The sequence below is a fragment of the Anaerococcus tetradius genome, from assembly GCF_947087635.1.
In the GTDB taxonomy this organism is placed as follows: Bacteria; Bacillota; Clostridia; order Tissierellales; family Peptoniphilaceae; genus Anaerococcus; species Anaerococcus tetradius.
Map to the genome: position 1 here is coordinate 20,428 of NZ_CAMUDP010000014.1, position 18,773 is coordinate 39,200.

An 18,773-nucleotide genomic window follows, 5' to 3' on the forward strand; every position below is an offset into this window, starting at 1 on the left:
AAATATTCGTGTTAGGGTGGGACTATTTTATTACCTTTGTTACTACTCCAGATGCTACTGTTCTACCACCTTCACGAACAGCGAATCTTAGTCCTTCTTCTAGAGCGATTGGTTTTTGTAGGGTAATCTTGAAGGTTGCGTTGTCTCCTGGCATTACCATTTCTACGCCATCTTCTAGTTGGATGTCTCCTGTTACGTCTGTTGTTCTAAAGAAGAATTGTGGTCTATATCCACTGAAGAATGGGGTGTGACGTCCACCTTCTTCTTTGGTTAGTACGTATACTTGACCTTCGAATTCTGTGTGTGGGTTTACACTGCCTGGTTTTGCAAGTACTTGTCCTCTTGATATTTCGTTTCTTTGTACACCTCTTAGTAGGAGTCCTACGTTGTCACCTGATTCTGCTTGTTCTAGTGATTTGTGGAACATTTCTACTCCAGTTACTACTGCTTGGCTTGTTTTTTCTGTTAGTCCTACGATTTCTACTGTGTCACCAACTTTTAGGGTTCCTCTTTCTACTCTTCCTGTTGCTACTGTTCCACGTCCTGAGATTGTCATTACGTCTTCTACTGGCATTAGGAATGGTAGGTCGTTGTCTCTTTCTGGTATGTCGAAGTAGTCATCTACTGCATCCATTAGGGCTAGGATCTTGTCAGACCATGGGCCTTCTCCACCTTCTTCTAGTGATTTTAGGGCAGATCCTACGATTACTGGTGCGTTGTCTCCATCGAAGTCATATTCGTTTAGTAGGTCTCTGATTTCCATTTCTACTAATTCGATTAGTTCTGGATCGTCTACTTGGTCTTCTTTGTTTAAGAATACTGCGATTTTTGGTACGCCTACTTGTCTTGCTAGTAGGATGTGTTCTCTTGTTTGTGGCATTGGACCGTCAGCTGCAGATACTACGATGATAGCGCCATCCATTTGTGCTGCACCTGTGATCATGTTTTTAACGTAGTCAGCGTGGCCTGGAGCGTCGATGTGGGCATAGTGTCTTTTTTGTGTTTCGTATTCAACTACTGATGTGTTGATTGTGATTCCACGTTCTCTTTCTTCTGGTGCCTTGTCGATGTGTTCGTAGTCTACGTATTCACCTGTACCATATTTTTTGTTTAGGGCTTGAGTGATTGCTGCTGTTGTTGTTGTTTTACCGTGGTCTACGTGGCCGATTGTACCAATATTAATATGTGGTTTTACTCTTTCAAATGTTTGTTTGCTCATTTAATCCTCCTAATATACTCATATAATCTATAATACCATAAAGCTAGTAAAAATTCTATCAATATTACTATACCTGATAGTTTTTTTTAATAAAATAATAATTTATATCCTTTGATTTTTTTCTTAAATTAAATTTGCTTTTATTAAAAATGCTTGTATAATTATATATGTGCCACTTTAGCTCAGTAGGTAGAGCGCTTCCATGGTAAGGAAGAGGTCCTCGGTTCAATTCCGGGAAGTGGCTCCATTTTTATATATATACTATTTCATCAATTATATCATCAAAATAATTAGTATGATCTACTATTACAGTTGTCTTCTTATTGGACATCTTTTTCAAAGTTTTTTTCAAACATTCAATAGATTCCCTATCCAAATCATTTGCTGGCTCATCTAAAATTATAAGATTTGCATTTTTTAGTATCTCACTATATATTTGAATCTTACGTTTTTGTCCACCGCTCATCTTCTCAAAGCTTTCTTTATAAATTATTTTATTACATGAAATCTCCATTAAATCATTTAACTTATTTTCTGATATTATTTCGGATGCCTCTTTTGGATTTAATCTATTTACTTCGTTAATATTAGAAACATCAACCTTTTGTTCTATATAAGAAATCATGTTCTTTCTTGTGTATTTTATGTCTAATTTTTTAATATCTATATCATTGTAAGTGATTTTTCCTGCATAAGTGTCTATATGTAAAGCTACAATGTTGTCAAGTAAAGTGCTTTTACCAGACCCATTCTCTCCTGATACTTTATATATTTTTCCCATTTCTAGATTAGTCTTATATTGAAATTCCTTAGAAGTTTTTCGATATGAAAAGTCCAAATCTATCTTTATCCTATCTATTTCTTTAAGCTTAATAACCTCATTTGTTTCTTCTTCAATTTCAGTTAATTCGCAAATCCTATCATACGAAACTTTTGCAAGTTTAATTTCTTTAGCTAACGAGAATAAGGCAGCAGAAGAAGACATAAGGACCATTAAATAGGAATTGAGACTAACGTACTGGCCTAAACTAATATCGCCTTTAATTACAGAAACTCCCCCATATATAAAAAAGATAATGCTAGATACTTGACTAATAAAGTCATCAAAGAAGGAATAAACATAGTTTAAGTTGTAAGCTGAAAGCGTGTTAGAAAATAAACCATTAAATGATTCATCAAGATTTCTCTCATTTTCCTTATAAGTTCCATGAATCTTAACAGATCGTATATTTACTAATTGTTCATAGATTCTAGAAGTAAATCTCGATTTAGAATCCATTAACAAGCGGTTAATAATATAAATTTTCTTTCTTAATAATATATAAATGCTGCTATATAAAACACATGCAATTACAGCTATCAAAAAAATCGTTTTATCTAATTTTATCATAAACATAGATGAAACGATAACAGATATTATAGTAGAACAAACAGTCTGAATAACATTAATCGAAAAAATTACTATAGAATTCGTATCATTGTTTATCCTATCAGCTAAATAAGCACTATCGAACTTAGAGCTTTCTAAGAGAGGTATATTCCAAACATGAATATTAATGTCTTTATTGAACTCATAAGATGATTGGGATTGAATATAAATATAGAGTTTACCAGAAATGTATGTAAATATTAAATTTATTAAATTAAACATTGTAAAATACAAGATATATGTATAAAGTCCACTCATATTTTTATCTACCAATACATCTGTAAATTCACCCATTATTCTCGGATATATGATAGAAATTGTGCTAATGGTAAGTGTTAGAAAGTAGTATATTAATAATTTGTATTTATAGTTTTTTAAATACCTATATGATATCGATATGATTTTAAACATATTTATTTCTCTAATCTTATTAAATTCAAAATATTTTCCTCATCCTATCTAAATTCAATTATTTAACTGGCAGTAACAAAATCCTTCTAGCTAAAAAATTGATTATTGTTGACTATTATAGTACATATTATAAATAGTATTATTTTACTATCTACTATAAGGATGCCGGAGAATAACCAGTTTGTCCCGGATCACAATAAGATAAAGTCACGCACCAATCTATACAGTTATGCTTACTAGCACATTGGCTATTACATTTCACGCAAATATTTTGTTTTGGACAATCTTGTCCACATGTTTTTGTTATGCAAATCTCAAATTCATTACAAAATGAATGATTTAATTCTTCAGGACCTATTATGTATTTAATCATTTACCTCCATATATTTTGCAGTTGCTATGATTATATTTTCTAAATTATCTTTATATTTGCTGCACTCTTTTCCTCTATTATTTCGTACAAAAGGACAAGAACCCATACAAAGTGGCAAGATTTTGCAATTCTTACAATCTTCATCTTCAGTAGGATCGAATAACATGTACTTATAATAATTAGAATAATTAATATCGCCTAAGTATTTATCCCCTATGTTTGCAATTTTAGCTTTTTCTATTCCTATATCCGACCAACACTTATATATGTCTCCATTATAATTTATTACATATGAATTTTTATAATCGGCAGTGCAGAAATTGCTAATTCTGTTAGGATAAATCCTATCTATAAAATTTGTATCCTGGTTTCTATAAAAGTTAAACTCATACTCATCAAACTTTTTTTGGTCTATACATATATCATCTCTGTATGTATCATTCTCATTTCTAACCCTGGCTATGTAGGGTTTGATTTTTCCTTCTTTATCGAAAGTTTCAATTTCTTTAATAATTGAATTTTCGCTACCAATATTTCTTTCATCTAGATTTATTCTTAAAGATACATTCACCAAGTATCTATAATTTTCCTTAAGATTTTTTAGTATCTTGTCATAAGTAGGATTACCATTTTTTAGATACCTCTTTGAATCATGACTTTTTCTATCTCCATCTATAGTTATCTGCATGCCTTGAATTTTCCATTCAGATAATTTTTTAGCATTTTTTTCATTAAGTAAATAACCATTCGTAATTATGTATGAGCTGTATGGTAAATTATATTCACTAGCGATTTTAAGAAACTCGTCTGTAAGCCTATCTATAATACTCGCCGCTAAAAGTGGCTCACCTCCATACCAAGATACGTCAATACGATCAGATGATTTTGCCTTCATTCTTACAAAATCAACTAACTTCTCTTCCATAGCTCTATCCATATAGTAATTTTCCGAATGACTTTTTTCATAGCAATATGCACAATCGAAATTACAATCCAGGCTCGGTGCAATAGTAAGACCAAGAGAACTAGTGCTATATCTACTATTTAACAAATTATATTTGATATAATCTAATTCATCAAATTCCTCATCTACCAAAAATCCACCATATTTATACTGCTCAGTCTCCTCAGAGTCCAATTTATTATTTTTAAAATCAATAAAATCTTTTTTAGTCATAAGTGCCAAGGAGTTTCGAAGTGAATTGTAAATCAAATAGTTTTTCTTATATTCATATATAAAATTATACTTAGATTCTTTCATATAAATCTCCTCACATCGGAAAATAACCCATTAGACCCGGTCTACATCCTTTTGTGATTCTATGTTTTTTAATTATTTTTTCTGGTTTGATATCCGAGTTAACGTCCTCACCACAATAGTCACTTGCAAGAGGTAAACAAACACTTTGCTCATAACATACAACTCCACAATGATAAGACCAGCATTTTTTTGCTTCATTGTCATCATCGGGCCGAATTAAGAATTTCATTTTAACCTCCCTTTTATAAATTTATAAAATTCTATTTTATTAATAATATACCCTAAAAATTTATTTTTCAACAGTAATGTTAAAGAATGGGTACATCTACTGACCCTTTGTCAAAGAGTGTAAACAGAAGTTTCATTTACTCTTACCAAATTTATTTAATATAGATCCTTTTTACATTTATACAAGCTATAAGCTAAATGCTATAATCTTTAATTCTAACAAATTTTTATTGTAATCTAAAAAATCGCCCATATATTTTATAAAATCCAAAAGATTTCAAAGGGCGAATTTTTATAATCGAAATTTTTATCTTACTTATACAAGACCCATAAAGTATTCAACGCTAATTGCAACTATTACAACGGTGGAGGAGCGATTTTGCCCTCGCCTATGTTCTTGCCCATGAAGTGGGCCATCATGTTCAAAATCAATTGGGCATCATTAAGCAGACAAGTGAGTTGAGAAAAAAGCTATCTGTGACAGATTATAACAGAGTATCTGTTGCCCAAGAGCTTAAAGCTGATTATTTTGCAGGTCCGTTTGCCTATTATTTAAAGGAGAAAGGATACCGCGAAGCAGGTGATATAGAAGAAGCTATGAATGTGGCTTCAACTATAGGAGACGATAGAATACAAGAGATGGCAAGAAGAAATGTTGATGTAGACTCATTTACTCACGGTTCTTCTGAGCAAAGAAAAGAAGCCTTCGAATTAGGCTTTAAATATCACGATATAAATCATTCTATGAAATTTTTTGATGATTTATAATAAGAAATTATAAGTTTAAGCTGTTTCTTAAAATCATATAAATAAGCAAAGAAAAACTCATAGGCATAAGAAAAATTAGCCTATGAGTTTTTGTTCTTATTTATTCAAACATTCAGGACATATGCCACGAAATATAACTTCTACGTTATCAATTTCGTACTTCTCTAAATATTTAGGGTATTCTAAGTCATCCATATTCAAATCTTCAATCATACCGCAAGCTTCACATATAAAGTGTCCATGGTTGGTCTTTTTAAACTCATATCTTTTGCTAGACATATTGAAATCCAACTCTTTGACTAAATTATGTTCAACTAGAAGATTGAGTGTGTTATAGACTGTAGCTTGACTTATTACAGGATCTGAAACTTTCAAATCTTTATATATCAGATCTGCTGTAGGATGGGTAGGATTCATTATTAGATAGTCTAATATTAGAAGCCTTTGGTGAGAAACCCTAATATTATGTTGGGCTAATAATTCTTTTAATTTAGGTAGCCTATCTATATATTCTTCATTCCTGAGTTCTTGTATTATCTTTTCCACCATTTTCCTCTTTCTAATATTAGAATTGTTCTATATTACTAATATACATCCTAGTCCCTTCCTTGTCAAATTCGCATACTAAAAGACCCTCTTTGAGGGCCTTATATAAGCTTAATTAAGCAAGTTCTACTTCAGCACCAGCTTCTTCTAATTTAGCTTTTAATTCTTCAGCTGCATCTTTTGCAAGACCTTCAGCTACAGTTTTTGGAGCTCCATCAACTAAAGCTTTTGCTTCTTTTAGTCCAAGTCCAGCTGCATCTTTAACAACTTTGATTACGTTGATTTTAGCAGAACCAGCTGATTTAAGAACTACGTCAAATTCTGTTTTTTCTGCTGCACCAGCTTCTGCTGCGCCAGCTGCTGCTGCTGGAGCTACTGCTACTGCTGCTTGTGCTGTTACGTCAAATTCTTCTTCGATTGCTTTTACTAGGTCAGATAGTTCTAGTACTGTAAGTTCTTTGATTTCTTCTAATATGTTTGTTACTTTTTCGCTTGCCATTATTAAATTCTCCTTTTATATTTTTTCTAAAAATTATTATTCGCCTGCTTGTTCTTTCTTTTCACGTACTGCATCAAGTGCATAGGCAATCTTAGCCAATGTGTTGTTAAGATCTCCTGCAAGTCTTCTGATTGGTGCTTGTAGTACGTTAGCTAGCATTGAGTGAAGTACTTCTGTTGGTGGTAATGTAGCAATTGCCATCATTTGATCACCTGTTTGGTAGTTTCCTTCAACAAGGCCTGCTTTAAGAACTAATTTTTCTTTTTGCTCATCGCCTTCTTTTGTGTAGTCTACTGCTACTTTTGGACCGTTTACTAGGTCTTCATTTGAAAAGATTAGAGCATTTGAACCCTTTAGTTCATCAATGAGTTGGTCATATCCAAGTTCTTGGAAGGCAAATCTCATCATTGTGTTTTTATAAACTTTGTATTCTGATTCGCTTTCTCTAAACTTGTTACGTAGGTCTGTAATTTCTTTTACATCCATACGATCAAAACCTACTAATGTTACTGATTTCGCATTTTCGATTTTTTCTTTGATCTCATCTACTACTAATTGTTTAGCTGCTATAGCTTTCTCGCTCACTGTTTCACCTCCTATAGGCTTTGGTAGGTATATAAAAATCCCCACATTAGGCAGATTAAAACTGCCTACATCGGTGGGGATGTAGCTTTTTCTTCCCACCTATACGCAATTATTAAACATTGCTGTCTGCGTAGTCTTTGGTAGCCTGTTATTTGACTTAATTATTATATCACAAAATAAATTTATTGCAAATTTATTTTTCAACTAAATCCATAGCTCTTGCTGGAGATAGTTTTACTCCAGGACCCATAGTTGATGCTAGAGTAACAGATTTCATGTATTTACCCTTAGCTGATGCTGGTTTTGCCTTAGCAACTGCTGTAATTAGGCTTGCTATGTTTTCAGCTAGTTTTTCTTTACCGAATGATACTTTTCCTGTTGGAACGTGAACTAGGTTAGCCTTATCTGTTCTATATTCTACTTTACCTGCTTTAATTTCGGCTATAGCTTTTTTAACATCAGGTGTTACAGTACCAGTTTTTGGGTTTGGCATAAGACCTTGTGGTCCGAGTACTCTACCAAGTCTTCCAACTACTGCCATCATGTCAGGTGTTGCTACAACAACATCAAAGTCTAGCCATCCTTCATTTTGGATTTTAGCTGCTAGGTCATCTCCACCTGCATAATCAGCACCTGCTTCTAGGGCTTCATTTATTCTATCTTCTTTAACAAAAGCTAGAACCTTTTGATCTTTACCTGTTCCGTGAGGTAGGATTACTGTTCCTCTTACTTGTTGGTCAGCGTGTCTGCTATCAACACCAAGGTTAAAGTGTAATTCTACAGTTTCGTCAAATTTAGCGCTTGCTGTTTTTTCAATTATTTCTAGAGCTTCATCTAGTGTGTATTCTTTTGTTGAATCGAAAGATTTTTTCGCTTCTAAATATCTTTTTCCTTTTTTAGCCATTTAATTCCTCCTGTGGTATTCGACTTTAATCTCCCACTAATCTTCTACAGTAACTCCCATACTTCTTGCTGTTCCAGCTATCATGCTTACAGCTGCTTCTAAGCTTGCTGCATTAAGATCTTGCATTTTTGTCTTTGCAATTTCTTCAAGTTGGCTTCTCTTGATTGATCCAACCTTTTTCTTGTTAGGTTCTCCTGAACCCTTATCTAGCTTGATAGCCTTTTTGATTAATACTGGTGCTGGTGGTGTTTTAGTTATAAATGTAAATGTTCTATCCGTATAAATAGTCATTTCTACCGGTATAATCATTCCAGCTTGGTCTGCTGTTTTTGAATTAAATGCTTGCACGAATTCCATGATGTTGATTCCGTGTGGACCTAGTGCTGTACCTACTGGTGGTGCTGGAGATGCAGCTCCTGCTGGTACTTGTAATTTAACTATTGCTTTTACTTCTTTTTCTGCCATTTTTACCTCCTTGTGGTTGTTTCGGGTTTCCCCTCCCACTATCATCGACAGTTACTAAATAGTCTCGATATCTGTAAAGTCTAAATCAATTAAGGTATCCCTACCAAACATATCTACGAACGCCTTGATAGTTCCCTTTTCCTTATCAATTTCTTCTACCTTGGCTACAAAATCCTTAAATGGACCGCTAATAATATTGATACTATCGCCTAGTTTTAGGTCGATATTAACAAGCGGAGCCTCTTCTTTTACACCAAACTTTCTAACTTCTTGTGGTGTAAGAGCGACTGGCTTACCATCTGGCCCTACAAATCCTGTAACGCCTTGGGTATTTCTGATGATATACCAACTTTTGTTGGTAACATTCATCTTAACCATTACATAGCCAGGGAATAATTTTCTAGTCTTTACTTTCTTAGTGTCATTCTTCACTTCAACATATTCTTCTGTTGGTACTGTAACTTCCAAAATATCAGGATTTTGTTCATTGTCAATCATCATTTGGATCTTATCTTTGACTCTATTTTCATAACCTGTATATGTGTGAACTACATACCATCTAGCTGATTTTTTTATATTTTCTAATTCAGCATTAGTAGATTCTTCTGTTGAAGATTGTTCATCAATTGATAAATTTTCTTCTTTATTTTCTGATAAATCGTAAGAATCTGTCATTTAACACCTACATTATAATTTGAAGTAGGGCTTGGAAGACCTTGTCAAGTAGCCATATTGCAACAGCTGTTGTAGCTGACATAGCAATAATCATCCAAGAATACTCAAATGATATTTTCTTTGTTGGCCATTGAATCTTCTTAAATTCTTTTGATACGCCAGAAAAGAAAGAATCTTTTTTCTTAGCCATTATTTGCTCCTACTTTGTTTCTCTATGAACAGTGTGTTTTTTACAGAATGGGCAATATTTTTTAAGCTCAAGTCTCTCGCTATGATGTTTTTTATTTTTAGTTGTATCATAGTTTCTATTTTTGCATTCTGTACATTCCATTTTTACTTTATCTGCCATAAAACACCTCCTATTAATTTATACGGATACTTCCATACAAGGTAGTATAATACCACCTTTATGTCTATTTGTCAAAGATTTCTATTCCTTTTCTGAAAGATTTTTGTAAAAGACTTCTCTTCTTTTAATCAAAAATTCTCTCAGGTCATCTAAATCGTGATTGGAAAAGCATTGATCTTGATATTCTATGAGTATATCTTCTATATCCTCAAGTTCGAAAACTTCTTTATCAAACATTTTTCCCAAATACTTTTCGTCCTTGTCGTAGTATAGCCTTGGCGGATAGCCTTTAAGCTTTGATGTATCTACACTGATGTAGGATTCTCTAGCGTAGACCTTGTTTCCTACTACTAAAACAGCTTCTTTTATATCTATTTCCCTAGCTGTTCTAAAATCTTTCATTATTGATTTAGTCCCAAGTCTTTAATCTTTTCTACTATTTCTCCTACAGTTTCTTTTGCAAGTTCGTCTGTTTCAGCTTCAACCATTACCCTTACCAAAGGCTCTGTACCAGATGCCCTTACCAAGACTCTTCCCCTATCGGCTAGTTTTTCTTCAACTTCTGCTATTTTTTCGAGGAGTTCTTTATTTTCTAGGGCTTGTTTTTTATCCTTAACCCTCACGTTAACTAACTCTTGTGGATAAATCTTTAAGTCCTTAACAAGACTAGCCAAATCAGATTTTTCTTCAATCATAGCTTCCATAATTTTTAATGAAGTTAGGATTCCATCTCCAGTGTTGGCGAATTTTTGGTATATAATATGACCTGATTGCTCTCCACCTAATGCATAGCCATGCTTATCCATCTCAGCATGGACATACTTATCTCCTACGTCAGTTTTTACATAATTTATCCCTAATTCGTCAAAAGCCTTGTATAAGCCTAAGTTACTCATTATAGTAGTTACAACTGTATTTGAATTTAGGGCTCCTTCTTTTTTCATGTATTTGGCTGATAGGTAAAGAATTGAATCACCATCTACAACATTTCCTTGCCTATCTACAGCTATACATCTATCAGCATCCCCATCAAAGGCAAAACCTAGGTCTAATTTATTATCAACTACAAATTTTTGTAGGACTTCAATATGGGTTGAACCTGCCTTGTTATTGATATTATAACCATTTGGATTGGCATTTATTACGAAGGTATCAGCACCAAGGGCATCGTAAACTGGTTTTGCTATAGTAAAGCTTGCTCCATTTGCACAGTCAAGTCCTACCTTAATTCCTTCAAAAGACCTAGTAACTGTTTGGATAAGATAAGCTATATATCTATTTCTTCCTCCTATGAAATCTACAGTCCTACCTATATTTTCGTCAACTGCAAGAGCAATATCTGTAATTTCACTATCTATATATTTTTCAAGCTCTATAAGAAAAGCATCTTCCATCTTTTCTCCTTCGCTATTGATTATTTTTATACCATTGTCGTAGTAGGGATTGTGGCTTGCTGTTATCATTATTCCACAATCGAAGTCTTCTGTTTTTGTAATATATGAAACTGAAGGAGTTGGTGTAACGTGCATAAGGTGGGCGTTGGAGCCAGAGGATGTAATACCTGCTGCTAGGGCTGCCTCGTACATATATGAGCTTCTTCTAGTGTCTTTGCCTATAAGGATTCTTCCATTTCCGTTTTTATTAGAAGAAAAATAATCCCCTACAAACCTTCCTATTTTAAAAGCATGATAGACGTTTAGAGATTTGTTAGCCTCTCCTCTAAAACCATCTGTACCAAAATATTTCATTTATATCTCCTTTTTTAATTTAACTTCTTATTAATCTTTCAAACATTATACCCTAATGCTAGTAAGATAATAAGAAAATCGTATCATAAGCAAAGCTTTATATGAATAGTCATATTTGCTATAATTAGGATATGAGTAAATTAGATTATATACCAAGAACAAATATAAAAATGATTCACGTTGATAAGTCTTACTCCTTTGGTGTCGATTCTATAATCTTAGGAGATTTCGCTAGGATGAAAAGCAATAAAGTCGCCCTTGATATAGGGGCAGGCTCAGGTGTCCTATCCTTTTTAATTAATTCTAGATACAAACTTGAGAAGGTTTTTGCTGTTGAAATCCAAAAAGAAAAGGCAAAGCTTTTAGAAGAAAACATAAAATTAAATGGCATCAAAAATATAGAACTTATTAACGAAGATTTAAACAAGATTACTATAAAGGAAAACTCAATAGACTACATTATTACCAACCCACCCTATTACAAAATCACTGATAATATTGAAAACAAGGATGAGGAGTTTCTCATTTCAAGACAGGAAAAGTTCTTAAAGCTTTCCGATATTTTCTCCTTTGCCAATAAGGCCTTAAAGGATAAGGGCAAGCTTTTTATGATCCACAAGCCTGAAAGAATGGTCGATATCTTTAATCAGTCAGGCAATCTTAAAGCTAAGACAGTTCGATTTGTCCATTCACAAGCCTTAAATAAGCCTCAATTTATCCTTATAGAGTTTGTAAAAAATGCAAGAGATGGCCTTAGGATAGAAGATCCATTGATTATCTATGATAAGGAAGGCTACTCAGAAGAAATGAAAATAATCAACGATTTAGACTAAGGAGGTCTTATGGATTATCAAATATATTTTGTTCCAACCCCAATAGGAAACCTTGAAGATATGACTATAAGGGCTATTAATGTCCTAAAGGAAGTAGATGTCATAGCCTGTGAAGATACTAGGGAGTCGAAAAAACTTCTAAATTATTATAATATAGACAAGCCACTGACTTCCTATCATAAATTTAATGAAACTTCAAAGTCTCTTGATATTATTAAAGAAGTAGAAAAAGGAATGACCTATGCAGTAATTACTGATCAAGGCATGCCTGGTATATCTGACCCTGGCCACATTCTTATCAAAAAATGCCAAGAAGAAGGAATTACTTATACAATCTTACCTGGAGCAAGTGCCATAATTACAGGCCTAGTAGGTTCAGGTCTTGACAATGACAAGTTCGCCTATTATGGTTTTATTCCCAAAAAAACAGCTGATAAGAAAATATTTTATGAAAATCTAAAAAATGAAGATAAGACTTCAATAATATTAGACACACCCCACAATTTTGAGTCAACTCTTTCTGATTTCAAAAAAATCTTCCCAGATAGAAGGCTTTGCCTAGCTAGGGAGCTTACGAAAAAATTCGAAGAATATAGGCTAAGTCCAATTTCTGAAATCAATATCGCTGATATAACCCTCAAGGGTGAATTTGTAATAATACTTGAAAAAGGCGAAAAAAGTGCTGAAAATATCGAAGCTTACAGAGAAGAAATACAAAAAATGTTAGAAGAGGGACTTCGTACCAAGGATATAGTTAAGGATATAAAAAAGAAGTCCTCACTAGGAAAAAATGAAATTTATGAATATGTCTTGGAGCTTAATAATGAGAAGAACTGACAGAGAAAAAGACAGTGTTTTTGCAAAAAAAATTATAGATAAAGCTTCTTTCGGTGTGATGACCATTGAAGAGAATGGCTACTCCATCCCCTTGACTTTCGCAAGAGATTGCGATAAGCTCTATTTTCATGGAGCAAGGGAGGGAGTAAAAAACGACTTACTTAGAAAAAATAATAAGGTGAGGATTGTATTCGTTGGAGAAAACCACCTACCCGAGCCAATTTCTGATGAAGAAATCAAAAATGATCCAAGAAAACTAGCCAAACTTTTTACTTTAAAATATGAATCTGCAATAATAAGTGGATCATGTAGGCTAGTAGATGATAATAGCGAAAAAAACTTTGCCCTAAGCTTAATTTGTCAGAAATTTTATAGGGATTTGGATAACTATATCGAAAAGGCTATAGAAATGAGTAGTAAACTTACAGCTTGTTATAGGGTCGACATCGAATCTATTGAGGCTAAATCAAATATAGACTAAGAGGGCTCTTGAAGAATTAATAAATCATCCCCATATCATTAAAAGGAGCTCCACTGATAAGCTTAAAAAGCCGGAAGGCACTCTAGCCTTTCGGCAAAGAGTTAAAATTTCCTAGGAGAATCTCTAAATGATGGGATGATGATTATTGATTATTTCACAAGAGCCCTATGACAATTATTAAAGTTTTTAATTTTATAATATTTCCTTTAATTGACAAATATCATCTATCTTATAATCAGCAAGCCTACCTTCTTCAGGCTTACCATAACCATAAGAAGCAAAGACAGACTTTTTATTATTTTTATAGCCTGCTAGTATATCTTCTTTCCTATCGCCTACCATGATATAATCATCCTCAAGGCTTTGCCTTAAGATTTCGTATTTATCAATAAAGTCGAAGTCTTCGCCAACAAGATACTTAGTAAAATACTTATCCAATCCATAAACCCTTCTGGCTTCATCCATATAAGCCCTAAGGCACTTAGATAAAATGTATAAGTCGTATTTTTCTTTTAGATAGTTGAGAGTTTTGTAAGAGTTTTCATAAAGTGCCCCAGTTTTTTCTAAGTTTTCCCTAATCCTTCGTCCATTAAGTTTAATTAGATGTTCCTTGTTTGAATCATCCTTTAGGATATCATCCCAACAAGCCTTAGGACTCATGCCTATATATTTCCTATAATCAAGGCTATTAGGATCTATACCAAGCTCTCCTAAAGTCTTATAGAGGGCTGGCTTATAAACAAGTTCAGTCTTATGAATAGTTCCATCGAAGTCAAAAATGACTATCATAATATTTCCATTAGATTTGCCATTTCGATTGCAGCAAGGGCTGCTTCACTACCCTTATTACCTGCCTTAATGCCTGATCTTTGGAGGGCTTGATCTATTGTATCTGCGGTGATTACTCCAAATATAACTGGCTTTTCACTTTCTAATGAAACATTGGCAACTCCCTTAGAAACTTCGGAACAAACATAGTCAAAGTGAGGAGTATCTCCACGAATAACTGCTCCAAGGCAGATTACCGCATCATATTCATCTTTCTTGGCAAGTTTTTTGGCAACTAGAGGAATCTCGAAGGCACCAGGAACTCTTATTATGTCAATATTTTCTTCCTTGGTGTCGTGTCTTTTTAGAGTATCTAGACAGCCTTCTACTAGCCTATCTGTAACAAAGTGGTTGAATCTTGCAACCAAAACTGCATATTTCTTATCATTTGAAAGTAAATTAGCACTATATTCACGCATTTTTTATCTCCTTAAATTCTCTTAATTTATGACCCATTCTCTTAGCTTTTATTTCTAGATATTTTCTATCTGTATCATTAGATTTTATTTCTAGAGGACATCTTGACTCAACTTTTATACCATACTCTTCCAATTGATTAATCTTATCAGGATTGTTAGTCATAAGTCTTACTGATTTTACACCAAGGCTTTTTAACATTTCTGAAGCTATTTTATAATCCCTCATATCTTCAGGAAAACCTAATTTTAGATTAGCATCTACAGTATCGTAGCCATGTTCTTGAAGCTCATAGGCCTTTAATTTGTTGAATAAGCCTATGCCCCTACCCTCTTGCCTTAAATAAAGGAGGACGCCAGAGCCATTTTCTTCTATATTTCTTAAAGCCTTATGAAGTTGGCTACCACAATCACATCTTCTAGAGCCTAAAACATCACCAGTTAGACATTCTGAATGAATCCTTGTAAGGACTCCGTCTTTTTGGATATCGCCCTTGACAACTGCTACATGCTCCTTGCCAGTTTTTCTATCCAAGAAAGCATAGGCCTTAAAGTTACCATATTCACTTGGTAGATTTACTGGATTTGTAGAAATTAAATCTACTTCTAAATTTTTCCTGTATTCTTGAATTTCTTCAACTGTAGTAATCTTTAGATTTAGTTTTTCAGCCAATTTTATGAGGTCTTCTCCTCTCATCATATGACCATCACTATCCATAATTTCACAACAAATGCCAACTTCCCTTAGACCTGCAAGCCTTAATAGGTCAATGGTTGCTTCTGTATGACCATCTCTTTCGAGGACTCCTCCATCTTTGGCTACAAGAGGAAAAACATGGCCAGGTCTTCTAAAATCGCTGGCAAGGGATTTACCATCAGCAAGTGCCCTTATAGTTTCCGCTCTCTCGAAGGCTGAAATTCCTGTAGAGGTATTGATGTGGTCTACTGAAACTGTAAAGGCTGTTTCGTGATTGTCGGTATTTTGCACAACCATAGGATTTAGGGATAATCTTCTTGCAACTTCGCTACCGATTGGTGTACAAATCAAGCCCCTAGCATAGGTCGCCATAATATTAATCATCTGTCCAGTAACATTTTCTCCAGCGCAAATCATATCGCCTTCGTTTTCCCTATCTTCATTATCAGTTACTAAAATTATCTCGTTATTTCTTAGTGCTTGTATAGCTTCTTCAATCCTACTCATCTTATAATAGACTCAAAAGTGAGTCCCTATCCTCCTTTTTTTCGCTTCTATATAACTTCTCGACTATCCTTGATAAGATATCTGTTTCAAGATTTACCAAGTCTCCGACCCTTTTATTCTTTAAATTTGTCCTAGATAGGGTTTCTGGTATGAGAGAGACTTCAAATATATCGTCGTTTTCGAAAGATACCGTAAGCGATATACCATCTATGGCAATCGAGCCCTTGTTTACTATAAATCTCCCTATTTCCCTATTCGTTTTAAATCTATAGACATTTTTATTTATAGAAATTAGCCTTCCCACTCCATCAACGTGGCCTTGAACTATGTGACCGTCAAGCCTATCTGAAAATCTTAGGGCCCTTTCAAGATTAACTTCCTTACCTAGAAGAGACCTATCAAACTTAGTCTTTTTTAGGGATTCATTCATAATATCTGCCTTGTAGTAGGAATCTGTAATTTCTGTTACTGTAAGGCAAACCCCATCAGTCATTATCGAATCTCCAAGCTTAGTTTCCTCTAAAACTTTTTTGCAGGCGATTTTTATTTCAACCGTATCGGACTTTTGCTTAAATTCCTTTACAAGACCCAACTCCTCAGCTATTCCTGTAAACATTATTTACCTCAAACATCACATCTTCACCAAATCTTTTAATATCATCAATCCTAAATCTTTTGGCATCTTTGATATAACCTACACCCTTACCAATAAAGGCTGATCTTGAATAAAAGCCTGAAACAATAATAGGCGCCATAAATTGATATATCTTATCTATCAAATCCTCTTCCAAAAAAGAATTATTAAGGACTGAACCGCCCTCGACAAGGACTGAGCCTATATTTTTCTCATAGAGCTTTTTCAAAAGATCTTCTAAATCTATATGGCCATTTTTACTTTTGCATCTTATTAGACCAGAATCGAGCTTTATATCTTTATCAGATGAACTTGCTATATAAGTTTTCCCATCTGAGTTTTCCTTAAAAACTTCAAGGTCAGGATTCAAATCAAGCGAATCACTAACAATAATTCTTACAGGATCTATCCCCTTATCTATTCTTGATGTAAGCCTAGGATTATCAGTTAGGAGAGTGTTCTTGCCAACTATTATAGCGTCATAATCATTTCTAAGTTGATGGACAAACTCTCTTGACTTCTCATTAGAAATCCACTTGGAATCAAATTTTCCAGTAGCAATCTTTCCATCAAGACTTTGAGCGTATTTAAGGGCAACTAGGGGCCTCTTGTGGCTCATATTAAAGAAAAACTTTTCGTTAAGCTTCTTTCCTTCTTCCTCCAAAACTCCGCTTATGACTTCGATACCACAAGCTTTAAGTTTACTTATCCCATCAACCTTTGGATTTGTATCGATATTTGAAATTACAACTCTCTTTATTTTTCTTCTAATGACTTCATCAACACAGGGTGGATGCTTGCCAAAGTGGGAACAAGGTTCGAGATTTACTATAAGAGTTGCCCCTTCAGCCGATCCCTTCAAATTCTTAAAGCAATCGATTTCTGCATGGTCATCATAAAAACTCTTGTGGTAACCTCTTCCGATAACTTCCCCATCCTTATAAACTATAGCTCCAACCATAGGATTAGTTAAAACCTTTCCTCTGCCCTTACGAGCAAGAGAAAAACATTCTCTCATTAAGTTATCATAATTCATTATTTCTCCTTTTGGGAACTAAAAAAAGTCCCCTTTCAGGGACTTAGAATTTATTTTTATGCAAAATAAGCATAGAAAAACTCTTCTCTCATCCAGACTATACTGTCGGTATCGGAATCGCACCGATTCGGCTTGCGCTCGCAGACTTTACTGCCGGTGGAGACTTGCACTCCGCCCTGAAGATTAAATTTATTATTAACTTAATTATAGTATAAGATACAGGAAAAGATTTGTCAAGACTTTTTTTTGTATTTTTATGTAATATTTTCAGAAGAAGGCCTATAGCTTCCTATTATTAATTTTTTGATCACTTAAAAACTTTGTATCAAGATTTTCCTAACCTATTACATAAAATTCTTTATTACTAACAAAAAAACTTATAAAAAAAGAAGCCGAAGCTTCTTAAATTATTATCTGCTTTTTCTATTTTTTCTCTTTGCAGCGTCATTTTTCTTTTTTCTTATAACGCTTGGTTTTTCGTAGTGTTCTCTTTTTCTGTATTCAGAAAGTACACCGGATCTTGCGCATTGTCTTTTGAATCTTTTGATTGCACTATCGATTGATTCGTTTTCTCCAACTCTGATCTCTGTCATTTGCTATCCCCCCTCTCGTATTCGCACAAATTTTTTCAATCAGCCTGGTGGCCACTTAAATCCTCGGCCTCCTAGTACATGAAAATGCAAGTGAGGCACGCTTTGACCCCCACCTTCACCAATATTAGTTACAACCCTGTATCCCTCTTCATCTAGGCCTTTTTCTGATGCTATTTTTTTGATAGCAAGGAAGATAGAATCTAGATATTTTAGGTCGGATTCTTCCAATTTGGCTACGCTTTCTATGTGCTTTTTTGGTATTACAAGAAAATGGATAGGTGCTTGTGGATCTAAATCATTAAATGCAATTACATTATCATCTTCATAGATTATTTCTGAAGGAATTTCCTTCTCTACAATCTTACAAAATACACAATCCATACTTCACCCCCATTGATATATATGATACCATAAAATAAGCCTAAGGTAAAGACTAAAGCTTAATTTTTTG

Annotated in this window: 25 protein-coding genes, 1 tRNA gene and 1 riboswitch; of the genes, 5 read left to right on the forward strand and 21 right to left on the reverse strand. The window is 33.9% G+C overall.

Annotated elements, in window-relative coordinates:
• Positions 1 to 22: 22 nt before the first annotated feature.
• Positions 23 to 1,219: an elongation factor Tu gene (gene tuf / locus P6936_RS05705; protein WP_276863629.1), complete on the reverse strand. Its 1,197-nt coding sequence runs from the start codon at positions 1,217 to 1,219 to the stop codon at positions 23 to 25.
• Between the two features lie 171 nt (positions 1,220 to 1,390).
• Here tuf and P6936_RS05710 point away from each other — a divergent pair.
• Positions 1,391 to 1,466: transfer RNA gene (locus P6936_RS05710), tRNA-Thr, on the forward strand.
• A gap of 3 nt (positions 1,467 to 1,469) precedes the next feature.
• Here P6936_RS05710 and P6936_RS05715 read toward each other — a convergent pair.
• From P6936_RS05715 to P6936_RS05725, 3 genes are all read right to left on the reverse strand, one after another.
• The gene (locus tag P6936_RS05715) at positions 1,470 to 3,059 is read right to left on the reverse strand and encodes an ATP-binding cassette domain-containing protein (RefSeq protein WP_276881092.1); all 1,590 of its coding nucleotides are present in this window, start codon (positions 3,057 to 3,059) and stop codon (positions 1,470 to 1,472) included.
• Positions 3,060 to 3,424: 365 nt separating this feature from the next.
• Positions 3,425 to 4,693: a radical SAM/SPASM domain-containing protein gene (locus tag P6936_RS05720; RefSeq protein WP_060929225.1), complete on the reverse strand. Its 1,269-nt coding sequence runs from the start codon at positions 4,691 to 4,693 to the stop codon at positions 3,425 to 3,427.
• A gap of 10 nt (positions 4,694 to 4,703) precedes the next feature.
• The gene (locus tag P6936_RS05725; RefSeq protein WP_004836258.1) at positions 4,704 to 4,922 is read right to left on the reverse strand and encodes a hypothetical protein; all 219 of its coding nucleotides are present in this window, start codon (positions 4,920 to 4,922) and stop codon (positions 4,704 to 4,706) included.
• A gap of 347 nt (positions 4,923 to 5,269) precedes the next feature.
• On the opposite strand from P6936_RS05725, the gene P6936_RS05730 reads away from it, so the two are divergent.
• A complete protein-coding gene (locus P6936_RS05730; RefSeq protein ID WP_423775387.1) occupies positions 5,270 to 5,689 on the forward strand; it encodes a neutral zinc metallopeptidase in 420 nt (139 codons plus the stop codon).
• Positions 5,690 to 5,785: 96 nt separating this feature from the next.
• On the opposite strand, the gene P6936_RS05735 is transcribed toward P6936_RS05730, so the two are convergent.
• The 10 genes from P6936_RS05735 to glmM form a co-directional block, all read right to left on the reverse strand.
• Positions 5,786 to 6,235, reverse strand: coding sequence for a Fur family transcriptional regulator (locus P6936_RS05735; protein WP_276881093.1), 450 nt, complete (start codon positions 6,233 to 6,235; stop codon positions 5,786 to 5,788).
• A gap of 115 nt (positions 6,236 to 6,350) precedes the next feature.
• Positions 6,351 to 6,734, reverse strand: coding sequence for a 50S ribosomal protein L7/L12 (gene rplL, locus P6936_RS05740; protein WP_004836262.1), 384 nt, complete (start codon positions 6,732 to 6,734; stop codon positions 6,351 to 6,353).
• A 36-nt stretch (positions 6,735 to 6,770) separates the two neighbouring features.
• Positions 6,771 to 7,319, reverse strand: coding sequence for a 50S ribosomal protein L10 (gene rplJ / locus P6936_RS05745; protein ID WP_040349245.1), 549 nt, complete (start codon positions 7,317 to 7,319; stop codon positions 6,771 to 6,773).
• A 193-nt stretch (positions 7,320 to 7,512) separates the two neighbouring features.
• Entirely contained in the window at positions 7,513 to 8,223 is a 711-nt protein-coding gene (rplA, locus tag P6936_RS05750) for a 50S ribosomal protein L1 (RefSeq protein ID WP_276881094.1), read from the reverse strand.
• A 36-nt stretch (positions 8,224 to 8,259) separates the two neighbouring features.
• The gene (gene rplK, locus P6936_RS05755; RefSeq protein WP_040349247.1) at positions 8,260 to 8,688 is read right to left on the reverse strand and encodes a 50S ribosomal protein L11; all 429 of its coding nucleotides are present in this window, start codon (positions 8,686 to 8,688) and stop codon (positions 8,260 to 8,262) included.
• Positions 8,689 to 8,742: 54 nt separating this feature from the next.
• A complete protein-coding gene (nusG, locus tag P6936_RS05760) occupies positions 8,743 to 9,363 on the reverse strand; it encodes a transcription termination/antitermination protein NusG (RefSeq protein WP_276881095.1) in 621 nt (206 codons plus the stop codon).
• A gap of 7 nt (positions 9,364 to 9,370) precedes the next feature.
• On the reverse strand, positions 9,371 to 9,553 hold the full coding sequence (gene secE / locus P6936_RS05765; RefSeq protein ID WP_004836269.1) for a preprotein translocase subunit SecE: 183 nt from the start codon (positions 9,551 to 9,553) through the stop codon (positions 9,371 to 9,373).
• A 9-nt stretch (positions 9,554 to 9,562) separates the two neighbouring features.
• The gene (gene rpmG / locus P6936_RS05770; protein ID WP_004836270.1) at positions 9,563 to 9,712 is read right to left on the reverse strand and encodes a 50S ribosomal protein L33; all 150 of its coding nucleotides are present in this window, start codon (positions 9,710 to 9,712) and stop codon (positions 9,563 to 9,565) included.
• Positions 9,713 to 9,793: 81 nt separating this feature from the next.
• Positions 9,794 to 10,114 carry a hypothetical protein gene (locus P6936_RS05775; RefSeq protein ID WP_060929222.1) on the reverse strand — a complete coding sequence of 107 codons (321 nt, stop codon included), beginning with the start codon at positions 10,112 to 10,114 and terminating at the stop codon, positions 9,794 to 9,796.
• Complete coding sequence (gene glmM / locus P6936_RS05780; protein WP_276881096.1) at positions 10,114 to 11,460, reverse strand: phosphoglucosamine mutase; 1,347 nt, start codon at positions 11,458 to 11,460, stop codon at positions 10,114 to 10,116. Before glmM ends, P6936_RS05775 begins: the two co-directional genes overlap by 1 nt.
• A gap of 131 nt (positions 11,461 to 11,591) precedes the next feature.
• Here glmM and P6936_RS05785 point away from each other — a divergent pair, with 131 nt between their 5' ends.
• The 3 genes from P6936_RS05785 to P6936_RS05795 are packed head-to-tail and all read left to right on the forward strand — an operon-like array spanning position 11,592 to position 13,611.
• Positions 11,592 to 12,293 (forward strand): tRNA1(Val) (adenine(37)-N6)-methyltransferase, encoded by a 702-nt coding sequence (locus P6936_RS05785; RefSeq protein WP_276881097.1) that lies wholly within the window; start codon positions 11,592 to 11,594, stop codon positions 12,291 to 12,293.
• Between the two features lie 9 nt (positions 12,294 to 12,302).
• Entirely contained in the window at positions 12,303 to 13,130 is an 828-nt protein-coding gene (rsmI, locus tag P6936_RS05790; RefSeq protein WP_276862525.1) for a 16S rRNA (cytidine(1402)-2'-O)-methyltransferase, read from the forward strand.
• Positions 13,117 to 13,611 (forward strand): pyridoxamine 5'-phosphate oxidase family protein, encoded by a 495-nt coding sequence (locus tag P6936_RS05795; protein WP_276862524.1) that lies wholly within the window; start codon positions 13,117 to 13,119, stop codon positions 13,609 to 13,611. Before rsmI ends, P6936_RS05795 begins: the two co-directional genes overlap by 14 nt.
• 192 nt (positions 13,612 to 13,803) lie before the next feature.
• Here the strand turns inward: P6936_RS05795 and P6936_RS05800 are convergent, their stop codons facing one another.
• The 7 genes from P6936_RS05800 to P6936_RS05830 form a co-directional block, all read right to left on the reverse strand.
• Positions 13,804 to 14,400, reverse strand: a complete 597-nt coding sequence (locus tag P6936_RS05800; protein WP_004836278.1) for an HAD family hydrolase — start codon at positions 14,398 to 14,400, stop codon at positions 13,804 to 13,806.
• Positions 14,397 to 14,858, reverse strand: coding sequence for a 6,7-dimethyl-8-ribityllumazine synthase (gene ribE / locus P6936_RS05805; protein ID WP_004836280.1), 462 nt, complete (start codon positions 14,856 to 14,858; stop codon positions 14,397 to 14,399). Before ribE ends, P6936_RS05800 begins: the two co-directional genes overlap by 4 nt.
• Positions 14,851 to 16,059, reverse strand: coding sequence for a GTP cyclohydrolase II (gene ribA / locus P6936_RS05810; protein WP_004836282.1), 1,209 nt, complete (start codon positions 16,057 to 16,059; stop codon positions 14,851 to 14,853). Before ribA ends, ribE begins: the two co-directional genes overlap by 8 nt.
• Before the next feature lies 1 nt (position 16,060).
• Complete coding sequence (locus tag P6936_RS05815; protein WP_004836283.1) at positions 16,061 to 16,675, reverse strand: riboflavin synthase; 615 nt, start codon at positions 16,673 to 16,675, stop codon at positions 16,061 to 16,063.
• Positions 16,656 to 17,729, reverse strand: a complete 1,074-nt coding sequence (gene ribD / locus P6936_RS05820; RefSeq protein WP_004836285.1) for a bifunctional diaminohydroxyphosphoribosylaminopyrimidine deaminase/5-amino-6-(5-phosphoribosylamino)uracil reductase RibD — start codon at positions 17,727 to 17,729, stop codon at positions 16,656 to 16,658. The genes P6936_RS05815 and ribD overlap by 20 nt, the downstream gene beginning before the upstream one ends.
• A 76-nt stretch (positions 17,730 to 17,805) precedes the next feature.
• A riboswitch (FMN riboswitch) is annotated at positions 17,806 to 17,917 on the reverse strand.
• A gap of 222 nt (positions 17,918 to 18,139) precedes the next feature.
• Positions 18,140 to 18,322 (reverse strand): 30S ribosomal protein S21, encoded by a 183-nt coding sequence (rpsU, locus tag P6936_RS05825; RefSeq protein WP_004836286.1) that lies wholly within the window; start codon positions 18,320 to 18,322, stop codon positions 18,140 to 18,142.
• Positions 18,323 to 18,361: 39 nt separating this feature from the next.
• A complete protein-coding gene (locus tag P6936_RS05830; protein WP_004836288.1) occupies positions 18,362 to 18,703 on the reverse strand; it encodes a histidine triad nucleotide-binding protein in 342 nt (113 codons plus the stop codon).
• Positions 18,704 to 18,773: the final 70 nt, after the last annotated feature.

Bases quoted from the DNA above. Each gene is read 5' to 3' on its own strand.
- tuf (WP_276863629.1), bottom strand. From the start codon at position 1,219: ATGAGCAAACAAACATTTGAAAGAGTAAAACCACATATTAATATTGGT.
- P6936_RS05715 (WP_276881092.1), bottom strand. From the start codon at position 3,059: ATGTTTAAAATCATATCGATATCATATAGGTATTTAAAAAACTATAAA.
- P6936_RS05720 (WP_060929225.1), bottom strand. From the start codon at position 4,693: ATGAAAGAATCTAAGTATAATTTTATATATGAATATAAGAAAAACTAT.
- P6936_RS05725 (WP_004836258.1), bottom strand. From the start codon at position 4,922: ATGAAATTCTTAATTCGGCCCGATGATGACAATGAAGCAAAAAAATGC.
- rplL (WP_004836262.1), bottom strand. From the start codon at position 6,734: ATGGCAAGCGAAAAAGTAACAAACATATTAGAAGAAATCAAAGAACTT.
- rplA (WP_276881094.1), bottom strand. From the start codon at position 8,223: ATGGCTAAAAAAGGAAAAAGATATTTAGAAGCGAAAAAATCTTTCGAT.
- rplK (WP_040349247.1), bottom strand. From the start codon at position 8,688: ATGGCAGAAAAAGAAGTAAAAGCAATAGTTAAATTACAAGTACCAGCA.
- nusG (WP_276881095.1), bottom strand. From the start codon at position 9,363: ATGACAGATTCTTACGATTTATCAGAAAATAAAGAAGAAAATTTATCA.
- secE (WP_004836269.1), bottom strand. From the start codon at position 9,553: ATGGCTAAGAAAAAAGATTCTTTCTTTTCTGGCGTATCAAAAGAATTT.
- rpmG (WP_004836270.1), bottom strand. From the start codon at position 9,712: ATGGCAGATAAAGTAAAAATGGAATGTACAGAATGCAAAAATAGAAAC.
- P6936_RS05775 (WP_060929222.1), bottom strand. From the start codon at position 10,114: ATGAAAGATTTTAGAACAGCTAGGGAAATAGATATAAAAGAAGCTGTT.
- glmM (WP_276881096.1), bottom strand. From the start codon at position 11,460: ATGAAATATTTTGGTACAGATGGTTTTAGAGGAGAGGCTAACAAATCT.
- P6936_RS05785 (WP_276881097.1), top strand. From the start codon at position 11,592: ATGAGTAAATTAGATTATATACCAAGAACAAATATAAAAATGATTCAC.
- rsmI (WP_276862525.1), top strand. From the start codon at position 12,303: ATGGATTATCAAATATATTTTGTTCCAACCCCAATAGGAAACCTTGAA.
- P6936_RS05795 (WP_276862524.1), top strand. From the start codon at position 13,117: ATGAGAAGAACTGACAGAGAAAAAGACAGTGTTTTTGCAAAAAAAATT.
- P6936_RS05800 (WP_004836278.1), bottom strand. From the start codon at position 14,400: ATGATAGTCATTTTTGACTTCGATGGAACTATTCATAAGACTGAACTT.
- ribE (WP_004836280.1), bottom strand. From the start codon at position 14,858: ATGCGTGAATATAGTGCTAATTTACTTTCAAATGATAAGAAATATGCA.
- ribA (WP_004836282.1), bottom strand. From the start codon at position 16,059: ATGAGTAGGATTGAAGAAGCTATACAAGCACTAAGAAATAACGAGATA.
- P6936_RS05815 (WP_004836283.1), bottom strand. From the start codon at position 16,675: ATGTTTACAGGAATAGCTGAGGAGTTGGGTCTTGTAAAGGAATTTAAG.
- ribD (WP_004836285.1), bottom strand. From the start codon at position 17,729: ATGAATTATGATAACTTAATGAGAGAATGTTTTTCTCTTGCTCGTAAG.
- rpsU (WP_004836286.1), bottom strand. From the start codon at position 18,322: ATGACAGAGATCAGAGTTGGAGAAAACGAATCAATCGATAGTGCAATC.
- P6936_RS05830 (WP_004836288.1), bottom strand. From the start codon at position 18,703: ATGGATTGTGTATTTTGTAAGATTGTAGAGAAGGAAATTCCTTCAGAA.